Raw genomic sequence first — 20,369 nt, 5'->3', positions numbered from 1 at the left:
TGCATATGTCGTTAAGCGATACTGACCGGGAAGTTTTGCAGGAAGCCATCCGGTGCTTAGACCTGGGCTTGGAGGTGGCCTTGGTCACGGTCGTAAAAACCTGGGGTTCTTCACCTCGACCCAAGGGTTCTTTGCTCATAATGCGTAAAGACGGTCACTTTCAGGGATCGGTGTCGGGCGGTTGTGTCGAAACCGATTTAGTTCAACGCTATGGCCGTGGTGAGTTGTCGGGTCCGTTTCCTACACTAATCAATTATGGTGTTAATCGTGAAGATGCAGTGCGATTTGGTTTGCCTTGCGGTGGAAGGTTGGAACTGGTCGTGGAGATTCTACAAAGCGCGGCGCAATTGCGAATTCTGTTGGATAAAGTAGAGGCTGGGGAGCAGGTGGCCCGACGACTGTGTTTACATACGGGTGAAATCAGCTTGCATCGTCCCACGGCAGCGGAGTTCCATTATTCGGACAATGAAGTGGTCAAGGTCTTTGGCCCGGGCTGGCAGTTGTTGCTGATCGGCGCAGGGCAGTTATCTCAGTATACTGCGGCCATTGCCATCATGTTGGGGTATGAAGTGTGTGTTTGTGACCCTCGAGATGAAGCCGATGAATGGGACATGGCCGGGGTCTCGCTAATAAAACTGATGCCGGATGATGCGGTCAACCAGTTGTCAGTTCATGGTCGCAGTTTACTTCTGGCATTGACCCATGACCCTAAATTGGATGACATGGCTTTAATGAATGCATTGAGCCTGGATTTGTTCTACGTGGGTGCCTTGGGTTCTCACCGTAGTAGTGAACAACGCCGCGAGCGCTTGCTGCAATTGGGGGTGACGCCAGAGCAATTGCAGCGCCTGCATGCTCCCGTCGGATTGCCCATCGGCAGTCATACCCCACCGGAAATTGCGGTAGCGATCATGGCACAGATTACCGCCCTGCGTAACAGCGTTGTTTTATGAGCCACACCACAGCCGTTGCCGCGGTACTGCTTGCCTCGGGTTTTAGTCGGCGTTTTGGCGCTTGTAAACTAATGTACCCCTTCAAGGATGAAAATGGCGAAACGCAGACCATGGTGGAACGGTGCGCCAAACATTTGTTTGCTGCCGTTCCTGATGCGGTGGTCGTGGTCCGCGATGACGATACTGCAGTGCAGGCTGTGTTACAAAAAAATCGATATCCATGGGTATCCAATCCAATGGCGTCGGAGGGCATGAGTGCCGCCATACGTTGTGGCATCGAGTATTTTGTGGATGCATCAGGTTGGGTCTTGGCTTTGGGTGATATGCCCTATATTCCTGCGGGGGTTTATGGTCAGGTAGCTGAGGCGTTGCGTGATGGCGCTGCTATCGCGCAACCGCAATATCATGGCCAAGGGGGGCATCCGGTGGGTTTTTCCAGGATTTATCAACAAGCGTTGTTACAATTGCAAGGGGATGTTGGAGGGCGGGAAATTTTACGAGCTCATAAAAAACGAATACGCTGTATCAATGTCGATAGTCCCGGTATATTGCAAGATGTCGATTCTCCGAATCAGCTATAATCACTAATTCATCGTTCCCAACAGGTTTACAGGATGTTGCAAGCTTTCATTAAAACAAACTTTCATTTATTTTTGTGTGTATGTTTCTTCGGGTGTACCCCGACTTTCTCGGCAGCCCAAGACACTGGTACAGCCAGTTTGAAGCAACCCAGCTTAAATCACATCATGAAACGCGTGGGCAAAATCATGTTGGATCTGTATCCGCTGATCGTAGCGCGTAGAGAATTACAGGGGCCGGAAATACAAAGAATAGATGGCGATCTGTCCGAAATGTCGCAACTGTTCCTTCAAGCCAGACCCTACGTGCAAGACTTGCCCGACGGCTACCAGGTTTCCTACGAATTTATTTCCATGTATCTGGGTAATTTACGCTATCACTTTAACAAGGATGACATGGAGTTTACCCGTAGACAATTGTACGCTTTAGGGGAGATTTGCAGTTCTTGCCATACCCAGGACAATACATTACGTACTTTGTTTTACGGTGTATCACGCCATCACTTTGTTTCCGATATGGACTATGCTGAGTTTAGCTATATGACTCGCGAGTATGCCACTGCGACAAAGTATTATGATAAATATTTGAAAAGCAAAAGTCGTAAAACCGAGTGGGAATTGATTCAGCCACTACAGCGCATGGTGACCATATATATTCAAGTCAATAGTGAAGCTCAAGCGCTATTGGATTTGCTTAAACCCTATCGGACCCTGAAACAACATACACCGGAAACTCTGTCGGAACTGGAAGGTTGGATACGTGGTTTGCAGCGACTGGTTCAACGCAATGGTGCTGACGGTGCTAAGACCGTATTGGGTTTCCCTGCGATGATGGCTGAGGTGGGGCGCTTGTTGGGGCCTCTGGAAAATAGCGACGAACCTGCAGCCGGCAGCGCTCAATTGGATGTGATGCGCTTATGGTTGCGCGGACGAATGTACCAGTATTTAAATAGTAATCCCGGAGCCCATGAGGTGCCGGTTTTGTTGTACTGGTTGGCTGTGGCGGACCGTTCGGTTGCGTATCAATATTATTTTTCACTTTCCGATTTATATTTAAAGCATTGCGTGCTGCAATACCCCGAACATCCATACGCTAAACGCTGTTTGGCCGAATATGAAAATTATATGCGTATTACCTATACTAATCAGGGGCAGCGCATACCGGAAGGTTTGGAGAACGAGTTGATGCTTATGCGCAAAACGCTGACAGTGGAGTAGCACTTATTCTTAAATATCCCAAAAGGGTATGGATTTTTTTGTTAGAAGCAATATACTTATTAAGTATCTCTGATTAACGATTTGATTTATGAAAACCTTAGTAAATTAGTCAGATGTTTCTGGTTCTTTAGTATTCCTTTGTAAGGTGGTATTCGGCCGGCGGTCGAAGCAGAGGGGGAGAAATGAATTGTCCTGTTCCCGGTTGTATGGGAAATTATGATTTTGAACACATCAGTTATTACGCAAAAAAACGATTTGTTGAAGGATGCGATACCGTCAGTTTGCTCAGCCAGGCTCGGACGGACAAGGAGAAAGAGGAAATTGCTCTGGTTTGTTTGCTGGATGTGGACGACGATGTCGTCCGTGATATACAGCTGACATGTAAGCATGCCGATTCCTGCGTTATCACAGATTGTAGAGAAAGACTGCGACAAATGATTGATTCGGCGCTTATCGAAAAACGCTGAGTAGCATCGGTCGCGGATTTACTCTGGAAGTAGCGACTGGAGCAAAACCCGTGGATGAGCTAGTATGCTTCTTCCCAGGTCACATAGTGCTCCAATTCCTTGATTTTGTCTTTCTGGTCATGAATGATATCGCTGACCACATCTTCCATGGAAACCATTCCCAAGAGCTTGTCTTTGTCTTTAACCGGCAAATGTCGAATGTGATTGTGGTGCATTACAGCCAGAATTTCATTGGCTGCTTGGTCGGGATTAGCGACCACGACTCGGCTGGTCATAATCTCTTTTACCAAGGTATTTTTTGACGATTTGTCTTTCAAGATCACTTTACGTGCATAGTCCCGTTCTGAGATTATGCCCACCAATTTACCTGCATCTACGACCATAAGTGCGCCGGTACCTTTTTCATCCATCAAGCGAATGGCCTCAAAGACAGTATCATTTGGGGAGACGTTCCAGAGTTCTTTACCTTCCAACAATTTATTTACCAGTGACATAGGTTTGTCCTCCTGCATGGATTATTTGAACCTGCAGTGATGTATTAAAGACAGGTTCAGGCATCCCGCATAATCCATGCCAAGCGTTACTACTTTCACTACGGTCCCTGCATGAATTATAGTGCACATACTAGTGTGAAATTGTTACAGACTTCTCAATTTGGAAACTCGATCATGACTTCACAATGGCATGACAGTATTGTTCCCGACTGGGTAAACTGGATCGCTCAGGACCAGTCCGGTGCCTGGTGGGGGTACAGTGTGGAACCCCTGCGCCATGATACCGGTTGGTACGAAAATGAGGTGGGTCGATATATTGCGCTGGGGAAAACGCCGGTAGCGGATTGGCAAAACTCGCTGAGAAAATGGAAATAGTTATGTACTGAGCTGTATTATAAGTAGAAAAGATCTTTCTCGTTTGACTTGACTCAGGGCTTGAGCAGGCCTAATTTAATAGTATAAGACTGCATTCCATGGGGCATAAAACGAGGGAGGTTAGAATAAGGAGAATGGCTTAACACTGTCCTCGGAGGTGAGTCATGAAAGCACTTTCGCTGTTGGCGGGTCTGGCTTTGGTGTTTCCATCAGTTGCCATGGCAGGAGATATTCAAACGGAATTTGATGCAATGGATACCGATCGCGATGGTTTAGTGAGTGTCACGGAAGCGGAAGGTCAATTGGAATTACTGCGACGGTGGGCTGAGGTCGATAAGAATGCCGACGGTCTATTGGAAATATCAGAATTCAGTGCCTTTGAAATCGCTCCAGCCTATGTAACTGACGAAGATGACGACCAGGTCAATATAGGTGCCGAAATTAGTCGTTGATGTTGTCCACAAAACAAAACCGGGGTTCAGCCCGGTTTTGTTTTCGAATTAAGTTTGAATACATTGGTGTAGGGTCAGGACCGGCGGGTCAAAGGAAATCTGCAAAGGCGCCACGGCCTTTAATGCGCTCAAACCCAAAATCTGTCGAGTTTTTCCTGGAAAAACAGCTACTTCTATATTTTTCAGCACGCAAATATCATTCAATATCAACCGCGAAACCGACCAAATGGGAACCACGGTTTTTTTGCCATTGGCCAAGATGCCATGTATTTCTTTCACAAACTGCGCTTGTTTGTTTTGTTTTAGGATGGCTAGGGTGGACTCATTGATCGTGGCATAGCCGGATCCTGTGTCCAGCATAAATGGCGTTTTTGGTACACCCGGTAATCCTACATTGACATAATAGGTTCCCAACCCCAGGTTTTGTAACGCTATTGTTTGGGTCGTCTCAATGGCGGAACTGCTGAGTGACACAAAAGTAAATAAAGCATAAACAACAATCTTGCGAACCATAATATTCTCGAATCTTTGCAACGTGCCGATATAATAATGCTTATACTGTGCCATTCACAAGTGGCGCGGCAAAGTTGCGGAACAAAGCGTGTTTGACAAGCGCAGTTTCTCTATACGAGACATTCAAGACAAAGTGAGAAGGTTTTTTTCATGCTTGTAATAGCTTGCCTATGCGTACTTTGGATACTCCTGTTTCTGTATCTCATGTGGGTAGGAAAACATCTCACCACTTTTCATCGCCAACAGGTTTCTGAGCCACAATCCTGGCCGCGCCTGAGTATTATTGTTCCGGCCTGTAATGAAGGGGCGCATATTGAGCAGGCGGTCCGTAGTTTGTTGGCGCAGGATTATCCGCAGCTCCAACTTGTTTTAGTGAATGATCGTTCCAGCGACAATACGGGAGCGATTATAGATGGCTTGGCAGCGACGGACGATCGGGTCAGAGCGATTCATATTGAGGAACTACCACCCGGTTGGTTGGGCAAAGTTCATGCGATGCATTGTGGCATGCAACATGCCGAGGGCGACTGGATTTTATTTACCGATGCCGACATCCATTTTCATGGAGATGTTTTGCGCAAGGCCATCGCCTATTCTGTGGATAGAGGCATTGATCACTTGGCCATGGTGCCCCGAATGCAGATGAACAACTTTTGGTTGCAATTGGCGGTGACCACGTTTGGGGTCATGTTTTTTGTGGGTAGTCGCGGTGGCGTGATAAATCACCGGCATAAGTTTCGACCGCCGGTCGGAATTGGGGCATTTAATCTGGTGAAAAAAGCGACCTTTGATCGGACCCCGGGATTTGAATGGCTGCGTTTGGAAGTGGTAGATGACGTGGGGTTGGGGTTAATGTTGCAAAATGCCGGGGGTCAGACCCATTTTGCAATGGCGGAAGAGGAATTGTCGCTGGATTGGTACCCCAGTTTGCGGGCTATGTTTAAGGGGTTGGAGAAAAACATCTTTGGCGCGGGGGCTCGCTATCAGGTTTCGCGAGTGTTAGTGCAGGTGTTTTTAACCTGGTTGCTTATTGCGGCGCCATGGTTGGCTCTGTTTTCCCCGGAACCGGTGTTGCAGGGGCTGGCAGGCCTGGCGCTCTGTGTGCACGTTTGGTTTGCTTTGAGTTTTGTTCGGCTCAGCCGCTGGGAGTCTGCGTACTTGTTGGCTTTACCTTTGGGTTTGGTATTGTTGAGTGCTATGTTGCTGTGGTCTGCTTTTCAATGTATCCGCAACGGTGGTGTGGACTGGCGCGGTACGCATTACTCCATGCAAGAACTGAAACAAGGGCAAAGGGTAAAATTTTGAACGGTTTTTTGTGATTTTCTGAAATCCAAGTCTGGAGCTATTATGAAATCGATTCTACGTTGTTTATTGAGTATCTGCATATTTCATGGCGTAGCAGCGATTGCTGCTGATGGAGTTCGGGACATACATAAATCCAGAGGCGGTATAGCCATTGACGGGTATGATGTGACGGCCTATTTCACCCAGCAAAAACCGCTTAAAGGTTCTGAGAAATTTCAGTTTCAATGGGGTGGTGCCATCTGGCTTTTTGTCGATGCGGATGCACTGAGAATGTTTAAAAGTAACCCGGAACAATATGCACCTCAGTATGGTGGCTATTGTTCCAATGGTTTGGCCGATGGCCATAAAATTGGCGCCGATCCCAATAACTGGAGCATCATCGATGGGAAATTGTACTTGTACTTTTCTCAATACGGTCGAGAACAGTGGCAAGGCAAGGTGAAGCCCTTGATGGAGTCCGCCGATGAAACCTGGCAGACTCTCAAGCAAGAATAGGCGGTTCCGGTGTTAACGGTGGATCAATTTGTTTTTTAATACGCAGGCGTTGTAGAGTTCCATGGCTTTGATCATACGGCGACTGTATTCCCGCTGAGGTAGTTTTCCATCCGCGACGGCTTGAGACAAAGCGTCAGTGACTTCAAAGGTGGCGTCTTCTGTAGATGCTCCATCCAACATCGCTTTGTGGGCGACTTGGCGGTATTTCTTGCCATAAGCTTGAAACACCTTAAAGCGGCAATTCGCGCCTTTTTCAGCAGCGGTGGCCATCTCTTTTTCGATTTGTTTCTGGTTTAAGCCTTTGGCTTTCAAACGGTCAGTCATAGACAGACGCAGTTCGGGTAAGTTTTCTTCTTTATATTTTTTCTTGAACAGGGTTTCAAACTCATCCGCCAAAACCTGAGTGGAGATTGCGGAGAATAGTAGGCCCATGGCTGCAAACATGGTGACTCTCATACGTTCCTCGATATAGAACAAAGAAAGGCGAATTGTAGCCCATTTTCGGTGTGAATTGGACATTCAAAAGGCTTCGGTATATAACTTTATCTATTTATTGCAATTTCAAACCTACAATATCAAACAGCGAAAAGCTCAAGGGAGAGTCAATGCCCACTCTACCGGTGGATTATAAACAGGCTTTGGATCGTCTGGCGGACAAATTACCGCGTTTGTTGGGGGGAAATCTCTATTCCTGCATTGTGTACGGCAGCGCCGTACGTGGCAATGTGGTACGAGGCCATTCTGATATCAATTTTCTCATAATTCTTAACGAATCCACGCCGGAAGCTCACAGCGCCATTGCGGATTGTCTGGATGGCAAGGTCAAAGTGGACTTGTTTATCATTGGTCGACGCGGAATGGAACGCAGTTTTCAAGCTTTTGCGATTAAGTTTCGCAGTATTGCCCGGAATTATCGGTTGTTATATGGAACAGATCCTTTTCAAGAATTGAGCATATCGGATGAGCGTTTGCGCTTTATTTGTGAACAATCTTTGCGCAATTTGCGCCTGCGCTGTGTCCACAACTACATTTTTTTGCGTCATAAGCCACAGCAATATGCTTATTATTTGCGCAAAACTTACGCGGCGGTTTTTATCGATATCAGCGAAGTCTTACGCTTGGAAAAAGTGGAGTTTGCAACTGACTTTTCCCAACGTATTGCTATTATTGAAAAGCACTTTGCCGTAGACGCTTCCATCCTGCAGCGGTTATTGGAACTAAAATCCAATGGAGAGCGCTTGTCAAAGGATCAAATTCCGGCGATTCACGGCAACTTATTCAATTTGTTGCATCACGTGATTACATGGGTGGAGGCGCAATGGCCGACACCGCAATAGTTCGTTGTCCGGTTTGCCTGACTTCACAAGTTTTTCCGAGCACTACCCCGGCGGATAAAACCATCAACTGTGGTAATTGTGATCGAAATTTTAAATTTGGCAAGGCCCTCAAGGAAGGAGGGCCGGGTACTGACCACAAGACAGATGCGGCCGCGAAACCGGCTTTGGTCAATACTCACTTTACCATAGAAGAGGACAATCGTGGCAATCCCTCTGTGGTTTGGTTGGTGGGGTTGTTTGTTTGTTTCCTGTTCGTGTTGTTTGTGCGTGATGCTGTCCGGCATATGCGTGGTCCGGAGTTTTTGTTGTCGTACTTTTTTGTGTTCATAATTTTGTTTGTTACCGTACTTATGGTACGTAGAAAGTTGGATGGCAATCCCCACATTACGTGGTTAGGTTTTATCGCTTTCGAGGCTATAGGTGTGCTCCGATATGTGGATGCCAGTGCGGTGGGTATGTCCAGGTTTGATTTTATGTTTTTTATGATGGGTGTCGGCGGCATCTTCATGTTTTTTCGTGCCTCCAAATCCGGAGACGGCAGTTGGTTTGGCGGTAATTGCAGTAGCTGCAGTAGCTGCAGCGGTTGCGGTGGTGGAGGCGGATGCGGTGGCTGTGGGTGAAAAGGTAATAGTAGCTATTGAGGCGGTAACGGATTGACAACAGTGAACGAGTCAAACGCGGTTAAGATTTCCCAATGCATTGGCGTGGGATATCGACGTCCCTTAGCGCAATGGATATTGAGTCGGCCGGCGGAGATACAATGCCTGGAAATCACCGCGGAACACTTTTTTGATGATCCCGACACCTTGCAACTATTAAAAGGGCGCTATCCGCTGATGCTACACGGCTTGGGCCTATCGTTGGGAACGCCCGGTCCACTTGATCAAACCTATCTGCAACAATTCGTACACGTCTGCCGACAAGCGGACCCTTTATGGGTAAGTGAGCATATTGCTTTTACTCGCAGTGGACACGTTGACTTGGGGCATCTGAATCCCATTCCCTACACCGAAGCCACACTGGCGTTGATGGTGGATCATACCCAAGAATTGGCCCAGGCATGTGATAAGCCGGTGATATTAGAAAATATCACCAGTCATTTGCATATTCCAGGAACCCTGACTGAACCGGAGTTTATCAATCGCTTGTGCGAAAAGGCCGGCTGCGGTTTACTTCTGGATGTCACCAATGCTTATGTTAACAGCCGCAATCACAATTTTGATGTCCGGCAATGGTTGCATCAGATCAACCCGGATGTGATTCAACAATTGCATATTGTGGGATATGCCAATGAGCAAGGTGTGTTTTACGATTCCCACTCCCAAGATATTCAGTGGGAATTGTATGAATTTACCCAAACGGTAGTGGAGTACTGCCAGGTGCAAAGTATCATAATCGAGCGCGACAACAACATACCTGCAGCGGATCAAATACAAACAGAAATTCTACAGCTGCAGCAATGCTTGGGATGGACACAGAACGATGCCGCTTGATGCTCCTGACAGTGCAGTTGGCGCCTTGGCGGTGTTACTGTCAGACCGCGATTTACGTCAAAGATTTGTAGAAAACCCGCTGTCTGTGTTGCCGTTATGGTCCTTGCCGGAATCCGAGCAAAAAATGTTGTTGCAGCTACGGGCAGATCAGCTCAACATTCAAGCCGCTATACTGATTCGAAAACGTTTGCGAGAAGTGGCTAAATGGATTCCGCTTACCATAGAAGGGCTTGGGGCGGATGCTTATGCGCTCTTCGATCAGTACGCCGAATGCTACTGGCCCCATACTCACCGAAGGCACCAGGAAGACGCCAAACGGTTTTGTGAGCACTTAAAAACCAAAGGTTATCCATACAACCGTAGCGAGTATAACCGGGTTCGTTTCGAAAACAGCTCTCGCCGCTGTGCGGTGACTTACGCCGGCGATGCTTGGGTACATGGTAGAAAGACTGCGGTATTGCAGTTTATGGTTCGACGTAAACAGCAGCCGCAGGAATGGCGTTTCTATATACGGGCATGACATGACCACGGCGTTGGAATTATGGGATAAACTGACGCGTATCCACCCTCAAGAGCGGCGTGCTGTGGCTTGGTCATTTTTGTACTTTTTTTGCCTGCTTTGCAGTTATTACATTATTCGGCCAATTCGCGACGAAATGGGTGTGCAAGGTGGCGTAGACCAATTGCAGTGGTTGTTCAGTGCCACCTTTGTGGTCATGTTGGCAGTGGTGCCCCTATTTGGTTGGCTATGCTCCCGTTTTCCACGTAAACGACTTCTACCCGTTGCCTACTATTTTTTCTGTCTAAACATTCTACTTTTCTTCTTCTTGTTGTTTTTGGGTATCGAGCCCGTATGGACGGCGCGAGCCTTTTTTGTTTGGGTTAGTGTGTTTAACTTGTTTGTGGTGTCTGTGTTCTGGAGTCTGATGGTGGACTTATACAGCGACACCCAAAGCAAAAGACTGTTTGGGTTGATTGCCGCCGGCGGTTCCCTGGGTGCGGTATGTGGTCCCTTGATTACCAGTGTGTTGGTGATGCATTTAGGGAAAACCCATTTATTATTGATATCCGCAGTTCTGCTATTGGCTTCCGTATTTTGTATGAAAAAGCTGATACGGTGGTATGAAGATCAGCCGCAAACTCAGCCCCGAGGTCAGTCTCCGGGCTTTGAATGCGAAGAACCTATGCATGGCGGACTGCTGGCAGGCATTCGTTTGGTATTATCGTCGCCCTATTTGCTGGGCATTTGTTTGCTCATATTGTTGTATACCACACTGTCCACTTTTTTGTATTTTCAGCAAGCACAAATAGTCAAAGATGCTTTTAGTGATTCGGATCAGCGAACCGCCGTGTTCGCCGCTATAGATCTGGCGGTCAATGGACTCACATTAGCATTTCAGGTTTTTTTCACCGGTCGTTTGGTTAATCGATTCGGTTTAAGCCGGACCTTGGCTTTAGTGCCTTTGCTGTTGGCTGCAGGTTTGTTTCTATTGGGCTTGATGCCGCAGTTGGGTTTGTTGATAGTGGTGCAGGTCGTCAGGCGGGCAGGTAACTATGCTATAATGCGACCGGCCAGGGAAATGCTCTATGTAGTGCTCGACCGAGAGTCCAAATACAAGGCAAAAAATTTTATCGATACTGCCGTCTATCGAGGCGGTGATGCGGTGAGTTCCTGGGTTTATACCGGATTGAAAAGTGCCGGTTTATCTTTATCGAATATCGCATTTTTGGCAGTACCCCTGGCTTTGGTTTGGGCTGTAGTGGCATATCGACTGGGGCGGCGCCAAGGTGAGATTGCACAGCAGACTTTGGGTAAAGGGGCTTGCCATGAATAGAAAAATCAAAAACTCTGAATTGCAACGACGTTTATTTTTAAAACGGTTACTGGCTGCGACAACAGCGTCGATGTTGCCTTTGGCAGGTGGGCAATCCCGGGCCGCCTCCAGACGAAAATCCAATAATCACTCTAAAGCCGCTCCAGCAGTTATCCGCAAGATTATTCCTTCCAGCGGTGAGAAACTACCCGTTATTGGATTGGGTACGTCCCGTACCTTTGATTTGGGTCATGATATGGGGTATGACCGCAGTGGTTACGATAATTTACTCAAAGTCATGCAGGCCTTTTTTGAAGGTGGAGGTACGCTGATTGACTCCTCACCTATGTACGGTTCCTCGGAAAAAGTGGTCGGTACCTTGCTTAAACTCATACCGAAGGAGCAGGAGTTTTTTTCCGCCACCAAAGTTTGGATCGACGGGGAACAACAAGGCAAAGAGCAAATGGAACAGTCTCGCTTTCTCTGGGGTGTGAAACGATTTGATTTGATGCAAATTCATAACCTGCGCGATTGGAACGTGCATCTTAAAACCATAAAGCGTATGAAGGAAGAGGGTAAGATCCGTTATATTGGAATTACCACTTCTCACGGTCGGTATCATCCGCAGTTGGAAACTATTTTACAAAAAGAATCGTTTGACTTCGTGCAGTTGAGTTACAACATAGTAGACAGAGAAGTTGAACAACGGTTGTTGCCCCTTGCCGCCGATCGCGGTGTAGCAGTTATCGTAAATCGTCCTTACCAACGCGGCAGTCTGTTTTCCAGAGTTCGTGGCGAGCGTGTTCCGCCATGGGTCGAAGAGTTTGATTGTCAATCCTGGGGACAATTTTTTCTGAAATTTATCATCTCCCACCCGGCCGTGAGCTGTACTATTCCAGCCACCACAAAAGTGCATCACATGCAGGACAATATGCAAGCCGGATTTGGCGGCTTGCCGGATGCCAAAACACGAAAACGTATGATTGCCTATTACATGGATTTGTAGCTCATTATGTAACTAAGTGTTGTTTCAGCCTTGTTCCACATAAGCAAGGCCATTTTTATACGACCAACAGGCGTTGGTAACAACCACGTCGGGGTTGGCTTGACTGAGTTTGATTCCTTCCGGTTTTTTTAAAGTGTAAATAGCTATTTCTTTCAGGTTTTTCTTTTTGAGGCTCATGACATCAAGATCGACTTTGCAATTATGCAGGTCCAGATGTGTTAATTTTCTTAGTTTGGAAAAAATTGATAGGGGAATAGGTTTTTTGACGCTGACAATATCCACTGCTTCCACATTACTAAAGCTCTTAATGTCTCTTAAGTCCAGTCGACTGCAGGATTGGATAATCAGTCTGGTGATGTTGCTGTTGTTCCCTTTCAGGTGTTGCAGTTTTGTACAGCCATGGATCTGTAGGAATGATAGTGTGGGTATGTGAGCCGTACTGCTCAGAATGTCTATATTTCCACCGGATAAACTCATGTATTCGAGCGGTACGTTTTTCCATAATTTGAGTGATAACGCCGGACAGCTTGACAGGGATAGGCTGTTGAGAGTGTGACAATGGCGGATGGCTTCCGAGTCACCCGGGTGGGCATAGCGCAAGTTGAGTTTTCCAATGTTGGTGGCGGCGATCTTATCTATTTTTCGGCGTGTGTTTTTACCCGTGTCGATGGCGATATATCGACCGTTTTGGAAAAATTCCAGGCCGTCCAAGTTGAGCAACTTCCAACCATAAAGATCCAGTGTTTCCAGCTTGGGTAGTGCCTCCAAAAAGGAAAGGTCTTTAAGCAAAGAACTGTATTCTAGAACCAGCGACTTAATATTATTGATACCTTTTATACCGGCGAGGTGATGCTTTAACTGGTGGGTGTCAATTTCCTTTTTTCCCTCATTATTCAATGACAGGGTGTCAAATTTAGGATTGATCGACTTGCAGGAACGAATATTCCATTCTTCCAGTTCCACGTCATTCAACGACAGTTCTGTCATGAGGAATCCTTTTCGAATTGGTTTTTGTCTAGTCTATTCGTTTACCTTTCGCTGGTAAATCCCAGCTTTTGAATCTCTATCGCTAATTTTATGCTCGAGTATTGAAATCCGCACATAGGGAAGAGTAGTGTGATATCCAATGGATTCAGCTGCGGATGTAATAATATTCAGCGTCGATGGGGGCTGTGTAACAACAACTTCAATTTAATCTGGTTCGCTGGTTCATTTTTTGACGCTGGTTTTCGTCAATGTACCCGTTTATAATCGCGGGATAACAATAATGGGAATCGGTGGGTATGAAAAAAATCTATAAGTTTCTAGTGTTATTATCTTTTTTCGCGTTGTCTGCTTGCGGTGGGGGTGGTGATTCCGCAGGGCAATCCAGCGATAGTATCCCTGTATTGTCGATAACAGATGTTTCGGTCAGTGAAGGAGAAACAGGTACGCAGCTTACTTTTTCCGTCAGTCTGAGTAAGATGTCGGATTCTGCTGTTACCGTAGATTACGCCACGTCAGACGGAACGGCGACCGCCGGAGAGGATTATGCTGGAGTTGCGGGTACCTTAACGATCGATGCAGGCATGACCGGTGGTGAGATTAATGTTGCGGTAGTAGGGGATTCAATGTATGAGGGCGATGAAACCCTTACCTTGAATTTCAGCAATGTTTCAGGTGCCACTTTAGCCAACACTGTGGTAACCGGTACAATTCTAAATGATGATCCCTTGCCCAGTGTGTCCATAAGCGACGCCAGTGTGGCAGAGGGCAACAGTGGTACTACCAATCTGATTTTTACGGTAAGTCTCGGTTCAGTTTCCTCCCTTCCAGTAAGCCTGGAATATGTCACTGTGGATGGAGTGGCCTTGAGCGCCAGTGATTTTGTTACTGTTTCTGATATCGCAACCATTGCTGCCGGTGAGACGTCCACAACGATTACCGTCAGTGTCAATGGCGATGCGGAAGTAGAAGGGGATGAGACCTTTATCGTGGTATTGAGTAACCCTTCCGGCGCAACAATCAGTGATGCGGAGGCGACGGGAACTATACTGAATGATGATGGTGTGGTATCAGTCGGGTTAAGCATTGCTAGTGTATCGGTCAGTGAGGGCACCGGTAGCTCAAGTGAAATGATATTTACGGTTTCGCTCAGCAGTCCGTCAGCTGCGGATGTCAGTGTAGACTACGGGACGAACAATGGCACAGCTTTTGCGACTTTGGATTTCCTATCCACTTCCGGTACATTGACTATCCCTGCGGGCCAGACGACAGGCCAGATAGTAGTGAGTATTGTGGGTGATGGCTTTGTTGAAGCGGATGAGACTTTTACAATTACATTGAGTAATCCATCAACCAACGCAACATTGCTGGCCGGTACGGCAACAGGTACGATTGTTAATGATGATGCACATTTAATCAGTGTTTCCGATGTGCAAGTGAAAGAGGGGGATGGCGGTACTAAGAAAGTCGTTTTCTACCTCAATTCCGAGTATGCCATAGCTCAGCAATCCGTTTCCTTTGATTATACTACTGTCAACGGGTCTGCAATGGCAGGCGAAGATTATACAGCAGTCAGCGGCAGCGTTAGCTTTAATCCCGGAGAACTGCTTTGGACTGCTGTTAGTGTAGATATTAACGGCGACATTGTAGTGGAGCAGGACGAAACCTTCACGCTGCAGCTCAGTGGTGCAACCGGGGTAAGTTTTAGCGCAAATAGTATCACTGCCACAATCTTGAATGATGACGCTGATGTCAGCGTGGCTAATACCCGGGCCTTGGAGGGTGATTCCGGTCCGGTAGATTTAGTGTTTACTATTTCGCTGGATCAACCTCTGGCCGGAGACGTTAGTTTCGATTTTGCCACCGGCATAGGTTCGGCTGACAACGGGATCGATTATACCGGTGTGTCCGGTAGGGCAACCATTAACGCAGGCAATACCCAAACTACGGTAGCCGTAAGTGTCAGCGGTGATACTGATGTGGAACAAAATGAAATAGTTCCGTTTGTCATTTCCAACGTGAGTGGCGCCGTATTAGGTCGATCAGTCGCTTTTGGTATTATTGAAAATGATGATGGGGGCAAGCAAGTTAATCTGCCGATAACGGGGCAAAATGAATGTTTTGATGGTAATGGTGATCCAATTGCATGTGCCGGTACAGGTCAAGACGGTGAACATCGCTCGGGATCAGGGTTTCTTACGCCACGCTTTATGAACAACGGCGATGGTACTGTCGTGGACTCACTCACCGGTATTGTGTGGCCGGCAGATGGGAACATCATGTCCTCTCGCGATCCGGGGTATGATAGGGAAGGTGTTGCCGATGACGGTATTGTGACCTGGCAGGCGGCGTTGGCGTATGTTGCCAAATTGAATGAAGAATCCTATCTTGGCTATAACGATTGGCGCTTGCCTAATAGAAACGAACTGCGCAGCCTGATCAATTATGGCGTAGCGGATAACGCAGTTGAGTTACACAGCAATGGATTCAGTAACTACGCTTCGTCCTATTGGTCTTCATCAAGTTATTTTAGCGCAGATGCGGTTTCCGCGGCTGCGTGGGTCGTCAATATGGTTTCCGGTTATATTTTTCCCATGGATAAATCTGAGTTAGTTGTCGCGTTTATGGGAGTTGTGCCCGTGCGTGGAGGAAATATGGGGTATGCCAAAGTACCGTTAACGGCTCAGACACAGTGCTATAGCTTCGATGGCACGATGATTTCCTGCGACGGAACCGGCCAAGACGGCGAATATCAACAGGGTATACATTGGCCCGAGCCTCGTTTTAGTACCGGCGCCGGTACTACGGTTACAGATAGCTTAACGGGTTTGATCTGGGCTCCTGACGCCAATGTGATGGCAACTCGAGATCCCACGTTCGATACCGAAGGTAACAGCGGTGACGGTAAAGTTTCATGGCAAACGGCATTGGATTACGTGGCGAAGTTGAATGCAGAAGCCTATTTGGGATATAGAGACTGGAGTTTGCCTAATGTTAACGAGCTGCAATCACTTATTAATATTGAGAACCAAATGACTGCGTATCCACAGCTAAGTGGATGGTTGTACAGCAATGGTTTTAGTAATATTGGTGATCAGTATTGGAGTTCCACCACATACCGGATATTCCCCGGTACTGCCTGGTCAGTGCATGTGGGTTCCAGTGCTCTAGTTTTGCCGTATGCCGGGGCGATGCCTGCGGCTGGAAAGTCTGTACAGTATTATGTTTGGCCGGTTCGCAGGGCGATAATAAGCCTATCGATTAATTCGAACGCAGATGACATGGGGCCTGAAATCAGTTCGGATGATTTGTCGCTCTATTTTCATAGTAACCGAGCGGGTGGTCAGGGAGGTATTGATATTTGGGTATCCAGTCGCGCTACTACAGGAACTGGTTGGAGTGGTGCTGTCAATTTGGGGGCGGCGATCAACAGTGCTGCTGATGATAGAGCACCAACCGTGTCACAAGATAATCTGACATTGATCTTCGCTTCAAATCGCAACGGCAATAATGATCTATATGTTTCAACCAGGGCGTCTGTCAGTGATCCTTGGGGAAGTCCTGTGGGGATTGGAGCTAGTATTAATACGGCAAACGATGAGAGTGGCCCCAGTTTGTCCACTGATGGTCTAGCTTTGTATTTTCATTCGGACAGGCCAGGCGGTTTAGGGGCTGCTGATATTTATGTGTCAACTCGCGCCGGCACATCAGATCCTTGGGGTGCACCAACACCTGTATCCGTTGTTAACTCAGCCGAATTCGATGTGGCACCGGATGTTTCGGCTGACGGTTTGGCTCTCTATTTTCATTCTCCACGGTTACAAGGTGTGGGAGGGCACGATATTTGGGTTTCTAAACGCGCTACAACCGCTGATGCTTGGGGGACGCCGGAAGTGTTGGTCTCTCCGATTAATACTTTTGCGATAGAAACCGGTGCCAGTATTTCCAACGACAATCGTACCTTGTATTTTAGTTCCGATCGTATTGGGAGTACGGGGCGAGATATTTGGCAATTTACTTGGTAGTGATGTACTGTCCTTGCGTGGGCATGGTTTCGTGCCTACGCAATCAATATTGATTTGCACCTTCAACGTTCTGCCCAATTCGTGTAGACGGCTAGGCTGGAATAGCTTGCGTATTTCACCATGCAGACTTTATGCTTGGTTTTATTAACTATTAGCAATAGAAGTTTTTCGGTGCGCGACAGAGTTTGGGCTGATATTAGAATCCGTTTTCATCGCTACTTGTATCCGCAGATGTTGCTGCTTCATTCCAAATTGGATTGTTCAAATCATCCGGGTGTAATTTTTCCCGTTCCGCTTCATATAAATGCCAGTATGATTTGTCGATGGCACCCTGGGCGTATTCGGTTTTTTTGTCATGGGCGAAGGGACACCACCAGTTTTCGACGATAGTTACCAAATATGCCGAGTAGCGAAACAACGCCACGCTTAATGGGCAATACAGTTTGCAGTTGAAGATCCAATACCACTTTAGGGCACGTAGATTGAACCAGCGGGCACCGGTGGAGTAAACGATTTGGTTGTGGTAACGGTAGCGATGTGAAATCCAGGCAGGGACAAAGTCCCAATAAGAGCGTATGTTCATACCACCCACATAGTGTAAGTGGATCTTCACCAATATTACTCCTATGAGTACAAAGGGCAGGGTGGTTAGAATTGGCAAGTAGATCAAAGGCACTCCGATGACGTGTTTCCAGGGAGCTTGTTTTACATAGTTAGCGCCTATTTGGACCCGATTGTTGAGAATGCTCATAGACACTTTCTCCTGAAGCAAATAGCGGAAGTACTGTATTAAGTATATGATACTTCCGCCTGTTTACAGATTTCATTGAGCCATTGCACGGTAGCCTGGGGATTCCACAGGGCATGTTAAACCGGTTTGCACCAATGCCTCTGCCAGTGGGGTATGGGGTACTTGCCCGCCCAAAGCCCGTTGCAGTGCATCTTCAGCAAGATTGACTTCCTGTTGCCATAGGTAACGCATTTCCACCAATCCTTTAAAGGCTGTGTTGAACGGTGCCAACAGACGCAGCACCAACCAGGGGAATGAATTGCGTTTTACCCTGACACCGCTGAGCTGTTCTACGGTTTGTGCCAAGTCATCGAAGCTGAAGCGGTGGCCTCGAAAGTGGAATACATTGTGTGTCGGTAGGTGCTGACGCATTTCCAATATGTCGGCACAGGCAGCTGCGGCGTCCGGCAAATAGGCCCAGGTGTGGGTCAGATCGGTTCTGCCCGCGGCGATTACTTGATAGCCCGTTTTTGTGGGTTTAAGCAAATGCCCCAACCAGGAACTGCGGGTATCGTTACTGATGAAATCTCCCATGCGCATGACGATGACCTGGGCTCCATTGTCGCCGGCCTGTTGCAATCGCCGCTCCATGGCGAGACGAATTTGGCCTTTTGAGGTCTTTGGTTTCATGACCGCGGTTTCGGAAAATTCCGGACCGTCCTTGGGGTCGAAAACATACACATTACCCGGAAACAGCAGGGTGAGTTGGTTTTCTTCGGCAACGGTAGCGGCATTCTCCAGCAAGGGTAAGGCCACCCCATCCCAACGATAATTGGCAGGGTTAACGCCATAAACAATAATTTGTGCGCCTTCCGCAGCACAACGTAGTTGTTCCAGGTTGGCTACCTCACCTTGAAAGACTTGAGCGCCCTGGAAACGTTCAGGTAAGCGGGTGGGCTGTCTCAACAGGGTACGGATAGCGTAACCCCGACGAGCCAGGGTCTGGGCCATATGGGAACCAAAATTTCCGGAAATGCCTAATATCAAAGCCGTTTTCATATGTTATCTCCTTTTTCAAAGATTCGTTCGTTGAAACTGTGTGTAGTATGGATATAGAATAATGAATAGAGAATAGATAAAAACTTATACAGGATATTCAAATATGAATAACGTAGAGTGGAGCCTTATTCGTTCCTTCCTTATGGTTGCGGAGCAGGGCAGTTTGTCAGCCGCTGCCCGGCAGTTGGGCGTTTCTCAGCCCACCTTAACTCGGGATATCCAGGCCTTGGAGTCAGGTAGCGGTTTAAATTTATTCAGACGTACCACAAGGGGTTTGCAGCTCACAGAATCGGGGCAATCCTTAGTGGATGCAGCAAGCCGTATGGCTACCGCGGCTAATGATTTTAACCGCCTGGCATCTGGATTGTCTTCCGTGCTGGAAGGTAGTGTGCGAATTAGTGCCAATGAAATCGTGGGAATCTATTTGTTACCGAAAGCGTTGGCGAAATTTCGTGAGCAACATCCGGGGGTGCAAATAGAGATTGTGATTTCCAATCAAGTCAGTAGTTTGAGTAAGCGAGAGGCGGATATTGCCTTGCGTATGTTTCGACCCACACAGCCAGATTTGGTGGCACAGCGCTTAGCGGATATGCCTTTGGGCTTTTACGCGCATCGTGACTATGTCAAACGCTTGGGAGAACCAAAATCCATTGCAGAATTACAGAGCCACACAATGATTGGATATGATGAAAGTACGGAGTACATCGAAGAGGCTGCAAAATTGGGTTTTCCGCTGGTGCGTCAGAATTTTGCTTTACGTACAGACCATCTGCTGGCCCAAATTAACTTGGCCAGGGCCGGAGCTGGGATTGTGGGGGGGCATGTGGCTTTGGCCAAACTCTGGCCTGAACTGGTACCGGTGATGCAATGGGTTCCATTGCCCGTTTTGGAGTTTTGGATTGTTTGCCACAGTGATGTGCAATACAACAGTCGTATACGTGCACTGATGCGATTTTTAGCTGACTGGTTTAAGGCAGATCCTTATGAAAACATTATGTTGTAGCTTTGCGATGTTGGCAACATTGTAAACTTGGGGAGTTGTAATGTTCAGATCCAAAAGTGTCAAGCCGA

Annotated in this window: 22 protein-coding genes; 16 read left to right on the top strand and 6 right to left on the bottom strand. The window is 47.3% G+C overall.

Annotation, left to right across the window (positions count from 1 at the left end; genetic code table 11):
- The first annotated feature begins 5 nt into the window (after positions 1-5).
- The 4 genes from OEY58_17915 (at position 6) to OEY58_17900 (ending at position 3,216) form a co-directional block, all read left to right on the top strand.
- On the top strand, positions 6-953 hold the full coding sequence (locus tag OEY58_17915) for an XdhC family protein (protein MDH5327333.1): 948 nt from the start codon (positions 6-8) through the stop codon (positions 951-953).
- Complete coding sequence (locus OEY58_17910; protein ID MDH5327332.1) at positions 950-1,534, top strand: nucleotidyltransferase family protein; 585 nt, start codon at positions 950-952, stop codon at positions 1,532-1,534. The genes OEY58_17915 and OEY58_17910 overlap by 4 nt, the downstream gene beginning before the upstream one ends.
- A 138-nt stretch (positions 1,535-1,672) precedes the next feature.
- Positions 1,673-2,749, top strand: coding sequence for a hypothetical protein (locus OEY58_17905; GenBank protein ID MDH5327331.1), 1,077 nt, complete (start codon positions 1,673-1,675; stop codon positions 2,747-2,749).
- A 182-nt stretch (positions 2,750-2,931) separates the two neighbouring features.
- Complete coding sequence (locus OEY58_17900) at positions 2,932-3,216, top strand: hypothetical protein (GenBank protein ID MDH5327330.1); 285 nt, start codon at positions 2,932-2,934, stop codon at positions 3,214-3,216.
- A 59-nt stretch (positions 3,217-3,275) separates the two neighbouring features.
- Here the strand turns inward: OEY58_17900 and OEY58_17895 are convergent, their stop codons facing one another.
- The gene (locus OEY58_17895) at positions 3,276-3,710 is read right to left on the bottom strand and encodes a CBS domain-containing protein (protein MDH5327329.1); all 435 of its coding nucleotides are present in this window, start codon (positions 3,708-3,710) and stop codon (positions 3,276-3,278) included.
- 174 nt (positions 3,711-3,884) lie between these two features.
- Here OEY58_17895 and OEY58_17890 point away from each other — a divergent pair, with 174 nt between their 5' ends.
- Positions 3,885-4,085 (top strand): hypothetical protein, encoded by a 201-nt coding sequence (locus OEY58_17890; protein ID MDH5327328.1) that lies wholly within the window; start codon positions 3,885-3,887, stop codon positions 4,083-4,085.
- A 164-nt stretch (positions 4,086-4,249) separates the two neighbouring features.
- Positions 4,250-4,537: an EF-hand domain-containing protein gene (locus OEY58_17885; protein MDH5327327.1), complete on the top strand. Its 288-nt coding sequence runs from the start codon at positions 4,250-4,252 to the stop codon at positions 4,535-4,537.
- Between the two features lie 48 nt (positions 4,538-4,585).
- Here the strand turns inward: OEY58_17885 and OEY58_17880 are convergent, their stop codons facing one another.
- Positions 4,586-5,050 carry an aspartyl protease family protein gene (locus OEY58_17880; protein MDH5327326.1) on the bottom strand — a complete coding sequence of 155 codons (465 nt, stop codon included), beginning with the start codon at positions 5,048-5,050 and terminating at the stop codon, positions 4,586-4,588.
- Between the two features lie 150 nt (positions 5,051-5,200).
- Here OEY58_17880 and OEY58_17875 point away from each other — a divergent pair, with 150 nt between their 5' ends.
- Complete coding sequence (locus OEY58_17875) at positions 5,201-6,355, top strand: glycosyltransferase (protein ID MDH5327325.1); 1,155 nt, start codon at positions 5,201-5,203, stop codon at positions 6,353-6,355.
- Positions 6,356-6,397: 42 nt separating this feature from the next.
- On the top strand, positions 6,398-6,850 hold the full coding sequence (locus tag OEY58_17870) for a YHS domain protein (GenBank protein MDH5327324.1): 453 nt from the start codon (positions 6,398-6,400) through the stop codon (positions 6,848-6,850).
- Between the two features lie 12 nt (positions 6,851-6,862).
- Here the strand turns inward: OEY58_17870 and OEY58_17865 are convergent, their stop codons facing one another.
- Positions 6,863-7,369, bottom strand: coding sequence for a hypothetical protein (locus OEY58_17865; protein ID MDH5327323.1), 507 nt, complete (start codon positions 7,367-7,369; stop codon positions 6,863-6,865).
- A gap of 86 nt (positions 7,370-7,455) precedes the next feature.
- On the opposite strand from OEY58_17865, the gene OEY58_17860 reads away from it, so the two are divergent.
- Genes OEY58_17860 through OEY58_17835 form a run of 6 tightly spaced genes read left to right on the top strand, consistent with a single transcriptional unit; the run spans position 7,456 to position 12,500 of the window.
- On the top strand, positions 7,456-8,187 hold the full coding sequence (locus OEY58_17860) for a nucleotidyltransferase domain-containing protein (GenBank protein MDH5327322.1): 732 nt from the start codon (positions 7,456-7,458) through the stop codon (positions 8,185-8,187).
- Positions 8,169-8,807: a hypothetical protein gene (locus tag OEY58_17855; protein MDH5327321.1), complete on the top strand. Its 639-nt coding sequence runs from the start codon at positions 8,169-8,171 to the stop codon at positions 8,805-8,807. Before OEY58_17860 ends, OEY58_17855 begins: the two co-directional genes overlap by 19 nt.
- 42 nt (positions 8,808-8,849) lie before the next feature.
- The gene (locus tag OEY58_17850) at positions 8,850-9,680 is read left to right on the top strand and encodes a DUF692 domain-containing protein (protein MDH5327320.1); all 831 of its coding nucleotides are present in this window, start codon (positions 8,850-8,852) and stop codon (positions 9,678-9,680) included.
- Positions 9,670-10,200 (top strand): hypothetical protein, encoded by a 531-nt coding sequence (locus OEY58_17845; protein ID MDH5327319.1) that lies wholly within the window; start codon positions 9,670-9,672, stop codon positions 10,198-10,200. Before OEY58_17850 ends, OEY58_17845 begins: the two co-directional genes overlap by 11 nt.
- Before the next feature lies 1 nt (position 10,201).
- Entirely contained in the window at positions 10,202-11,515 is a 1,314-nt protein-coding gene (locus tag OEY58_17840; protein MDH5327318.1) for an MFS transporter, read from the top strand.
- Complete coding sequence (locus OEY58_17835) at positions 11,508-12,500, top strand: aldo/keto reductase (protein MDH5327317.1); 993 nt, start codon at positions 11,508-11,510, stop codon at positions 12,498-12,500. Before OEY58_17840 ends, OEY58_17835 begins: the two co-directional genes overlap by 8 nt.
- Before the next feature lie 24 nt (positions 12,501-12,524).
- Here the strand turns inward: OEY58_17835 and OEY58_17830 are convergent, their stop codons facing one another.
- A complete protein-coding gene (locus OEY58_17830; GenBank protein ID MDH5327316.1) occupies positions 12,525-13,487 on the bottom strand; it encodes a hypothetical protein in 963 nt (320 codons plus the stop codon).
- A gap of 296 nt (positions 13,488-13,783) precedes the next feature.
- On the opposite strand from OEY58_17830, the gene OEY58_17825 reads away from it, so the two are divergent.
- Positions 13,784-17,509: a DUF1566 domain-containing protein gene (locus OEY58_17825; protein MDH5327315.1), complete on the top strand. Its 3,726-nt coding sequence runs from the start codon at positions 13,784-13,786 to the stop codon at positions 17,507-17,509.
- A gap of 196 nt (positions 17,510-17,705) precedes the next feature.
- On the opposite strand, the gene OEY58_17820 is transcribed toward OEY58_17825, so the two are convergent.
- Together OEY58_17820 and OEY58_17815 are read right to left on the bottom strand one after the other, a co-directional pair.
- On the bottom strand, positions 17,706-18,260 hold the full coding sequence (locus tag OEY58_17820; GenBank protein MDH5327314.1) for a hypothetical protein: 555 nt from the start codon (positions 18,258-18,260) through the stop codon (positions 17,706-17,708).
- A gap of 72 nt (positions 18,261-18,332) precedes the next feature.
- Positions 18,333-19,298 (bottom strand): sugar nucleotide-binding protein, encoded by a 966-nt coding sequence (locus OEY58_17815; protein ID MDH5327313.1) that lies wholly within the window; start codon positions 19,296-19,298, stop codon positions 18,333-18,335.
- Between the two features lie 103 nt (positions 19,299-19,401).
- On the opposite strand from OEY58_17815, the gene OEY58_17810 reads away from it, so the two are divergent.
- Positions 19,402-20,301, top strand: a complete 900-nt coding sequence (locus OEY58_17810; GenBank protein ID MDH5327312.1) for a LysR family transcriptional regulator — start codon at positions 19,402-19,404, stop codon at positions 20,299-20,301.
- Positions 20,302-20,369 lie beyond the last annotated feature (68 nt).

The sequence above is a fragment of the Gammaproteobacteria bacterium genome (genome assembly GCA_029882975.1).
Taxonomy (GTDB): Bacteria; Pseudomonadota; Gammaproteobacteria; order SZUA-152; family SZUA-152; genus JAJDNG01.
Note: the sequence above shows the minus strand (reverse complement) of the source record. Positions and strands in the feature narration are given on the sequence as shown.

Bases quoted from the DNA above. Each gene is read 5' to 3' on its own strand.
- OEY58_17815 (MDH5327313.1), bottom strand. From the start codon at position 19,298: ATGAAAACGGCTTTGATATTAGGCATTTCCGGAAATTTTGGTTCCCAT.
- OEY58_17915 (MDH5327333.1), top strand. From the start codon at position 6: ATGTCGTTAAGCGATACTGACCGGGAAGTTTTGCAGGAAGCCATCCGG.
- OEY58_17855 (MDH5327321.1), top strand. From the start codon at position 8,169: ATGGCCGACACCGCAATAGTTCGTTGTCCGGTTTGCCTGACTTCACAA.
- OEY58_17900 (MDH5327330.1), top strand. From the start codon at position 2,932: ATGAATTGTCCTGTTCCCGGTTGTATGGGAAATTATGATTTTGAACAC.
- OEY58_17860 (MDH5327322.1), top strand. From the start codon at position 7,456: ATGCCCACTCTACCGGTGGATTATAAACAGGCTTTGGATCGTCTGGCG.
- OEY58_17810 (MDH5327312.1), top strand. From the start codon at position 19,402: ATGAATAACGTAGAGTGGAGCCTTATTCGTTCCTTCCTTATGGTTGCG.
- OEY58_17840 (MDH5327318.1), top strand. From the start codon at position 10,202: ATGACCACGGCGTTGGAATTATGGGATAAACTGACGCGTATCCACCCT.
- OEY58_17865 (MDH5327323.1), bottom strand. From the start codon at position 7,369: ATGTCCAATTCACACCGAAAATGGGCTACAATTCGCCTTTCTTTGTTC.
- OEY58_17890 (MDH5327328.1), top strand. From the start codon at position 3,885: ATGACTTCACAATGGCATGACAGTATTGTTCCCGACTGGGTAAACTGG.
- OEY58_17845 (MDH5327319.1), top strand. From the start codon at position 9,670: ATGCCGCTTGATGCTCCTGACAGTGCAGTTGGCGCCTTGGCGGTGTTA.
- OEY58_17870 (MDH5327324.1), top strand. From the start codon at position 6,398: ATGAAATCGATTCTACGTTGTTTATTGAGTATCTGCATATTTCATGGC.
- OEY58_17885 (MDH5327327.1), top strand. From the start codon at position 4,250: ATGAAAGCACTTTCGCTGTTGGCGGGTCTGGCTTTGGTGTTTCCATCA.
- OEY58_17910 (MDH5327332.1), top strand. From the start codon at position 950: ATGAGCCACACCACAGCCGTTGCCGCGGTACTGCTTGCCTCGGGTTTT.
- OEY58_17835 (MDH5327317.1), top strand. From the start codon at position 11,508: ATGAATAGAAAAATCAAAAACTCTGAATTGCAACGACGTTTATTTTTA.
- OEY58_17820 (MDH5327314.1), bottom strand. From the start codon at position 18,260: ATGAGCATTCTCAACAATCGGGTCCAAATAGGCGCTAACTATGTAAAA.
- OEY58_17830 (MDH5327316.1), bottom strand. From the start codon at position 13,487: ATGACAGAACTGTCGTTGAATGACGTGGAACTGGAAGAATGGAATATT.
- OEY58_17875 (MDH5327325.1), top strand. From the start codon at position 5,201: ATGCTTGTAATAGCTTGCCTATGCGTACTTTGGATACTCCTGTTTCTG.
- OEY58_17825 (MDH5327315.1), top strand. From the start codon at position 13,784: ATGAAAAAAATCTATAAGTTTCTAGTGTTATTATCTTTTTTCGCGTTG.
- OEY58_17880 (MDH5327326.1), bottom strand. From the start codon at position 5,050: ATGGTTCGCAAGATTGTTGTTTATGCTTTATTTACTTTTGTGTCACTC.
- OEY58_17895 (MDH5327329.1), bottom strand. From the start codon at position 3,710: ATGTCACTGGTAAATAAATTGTTGGAAGGTAAAGAACTCTGGAACGTC.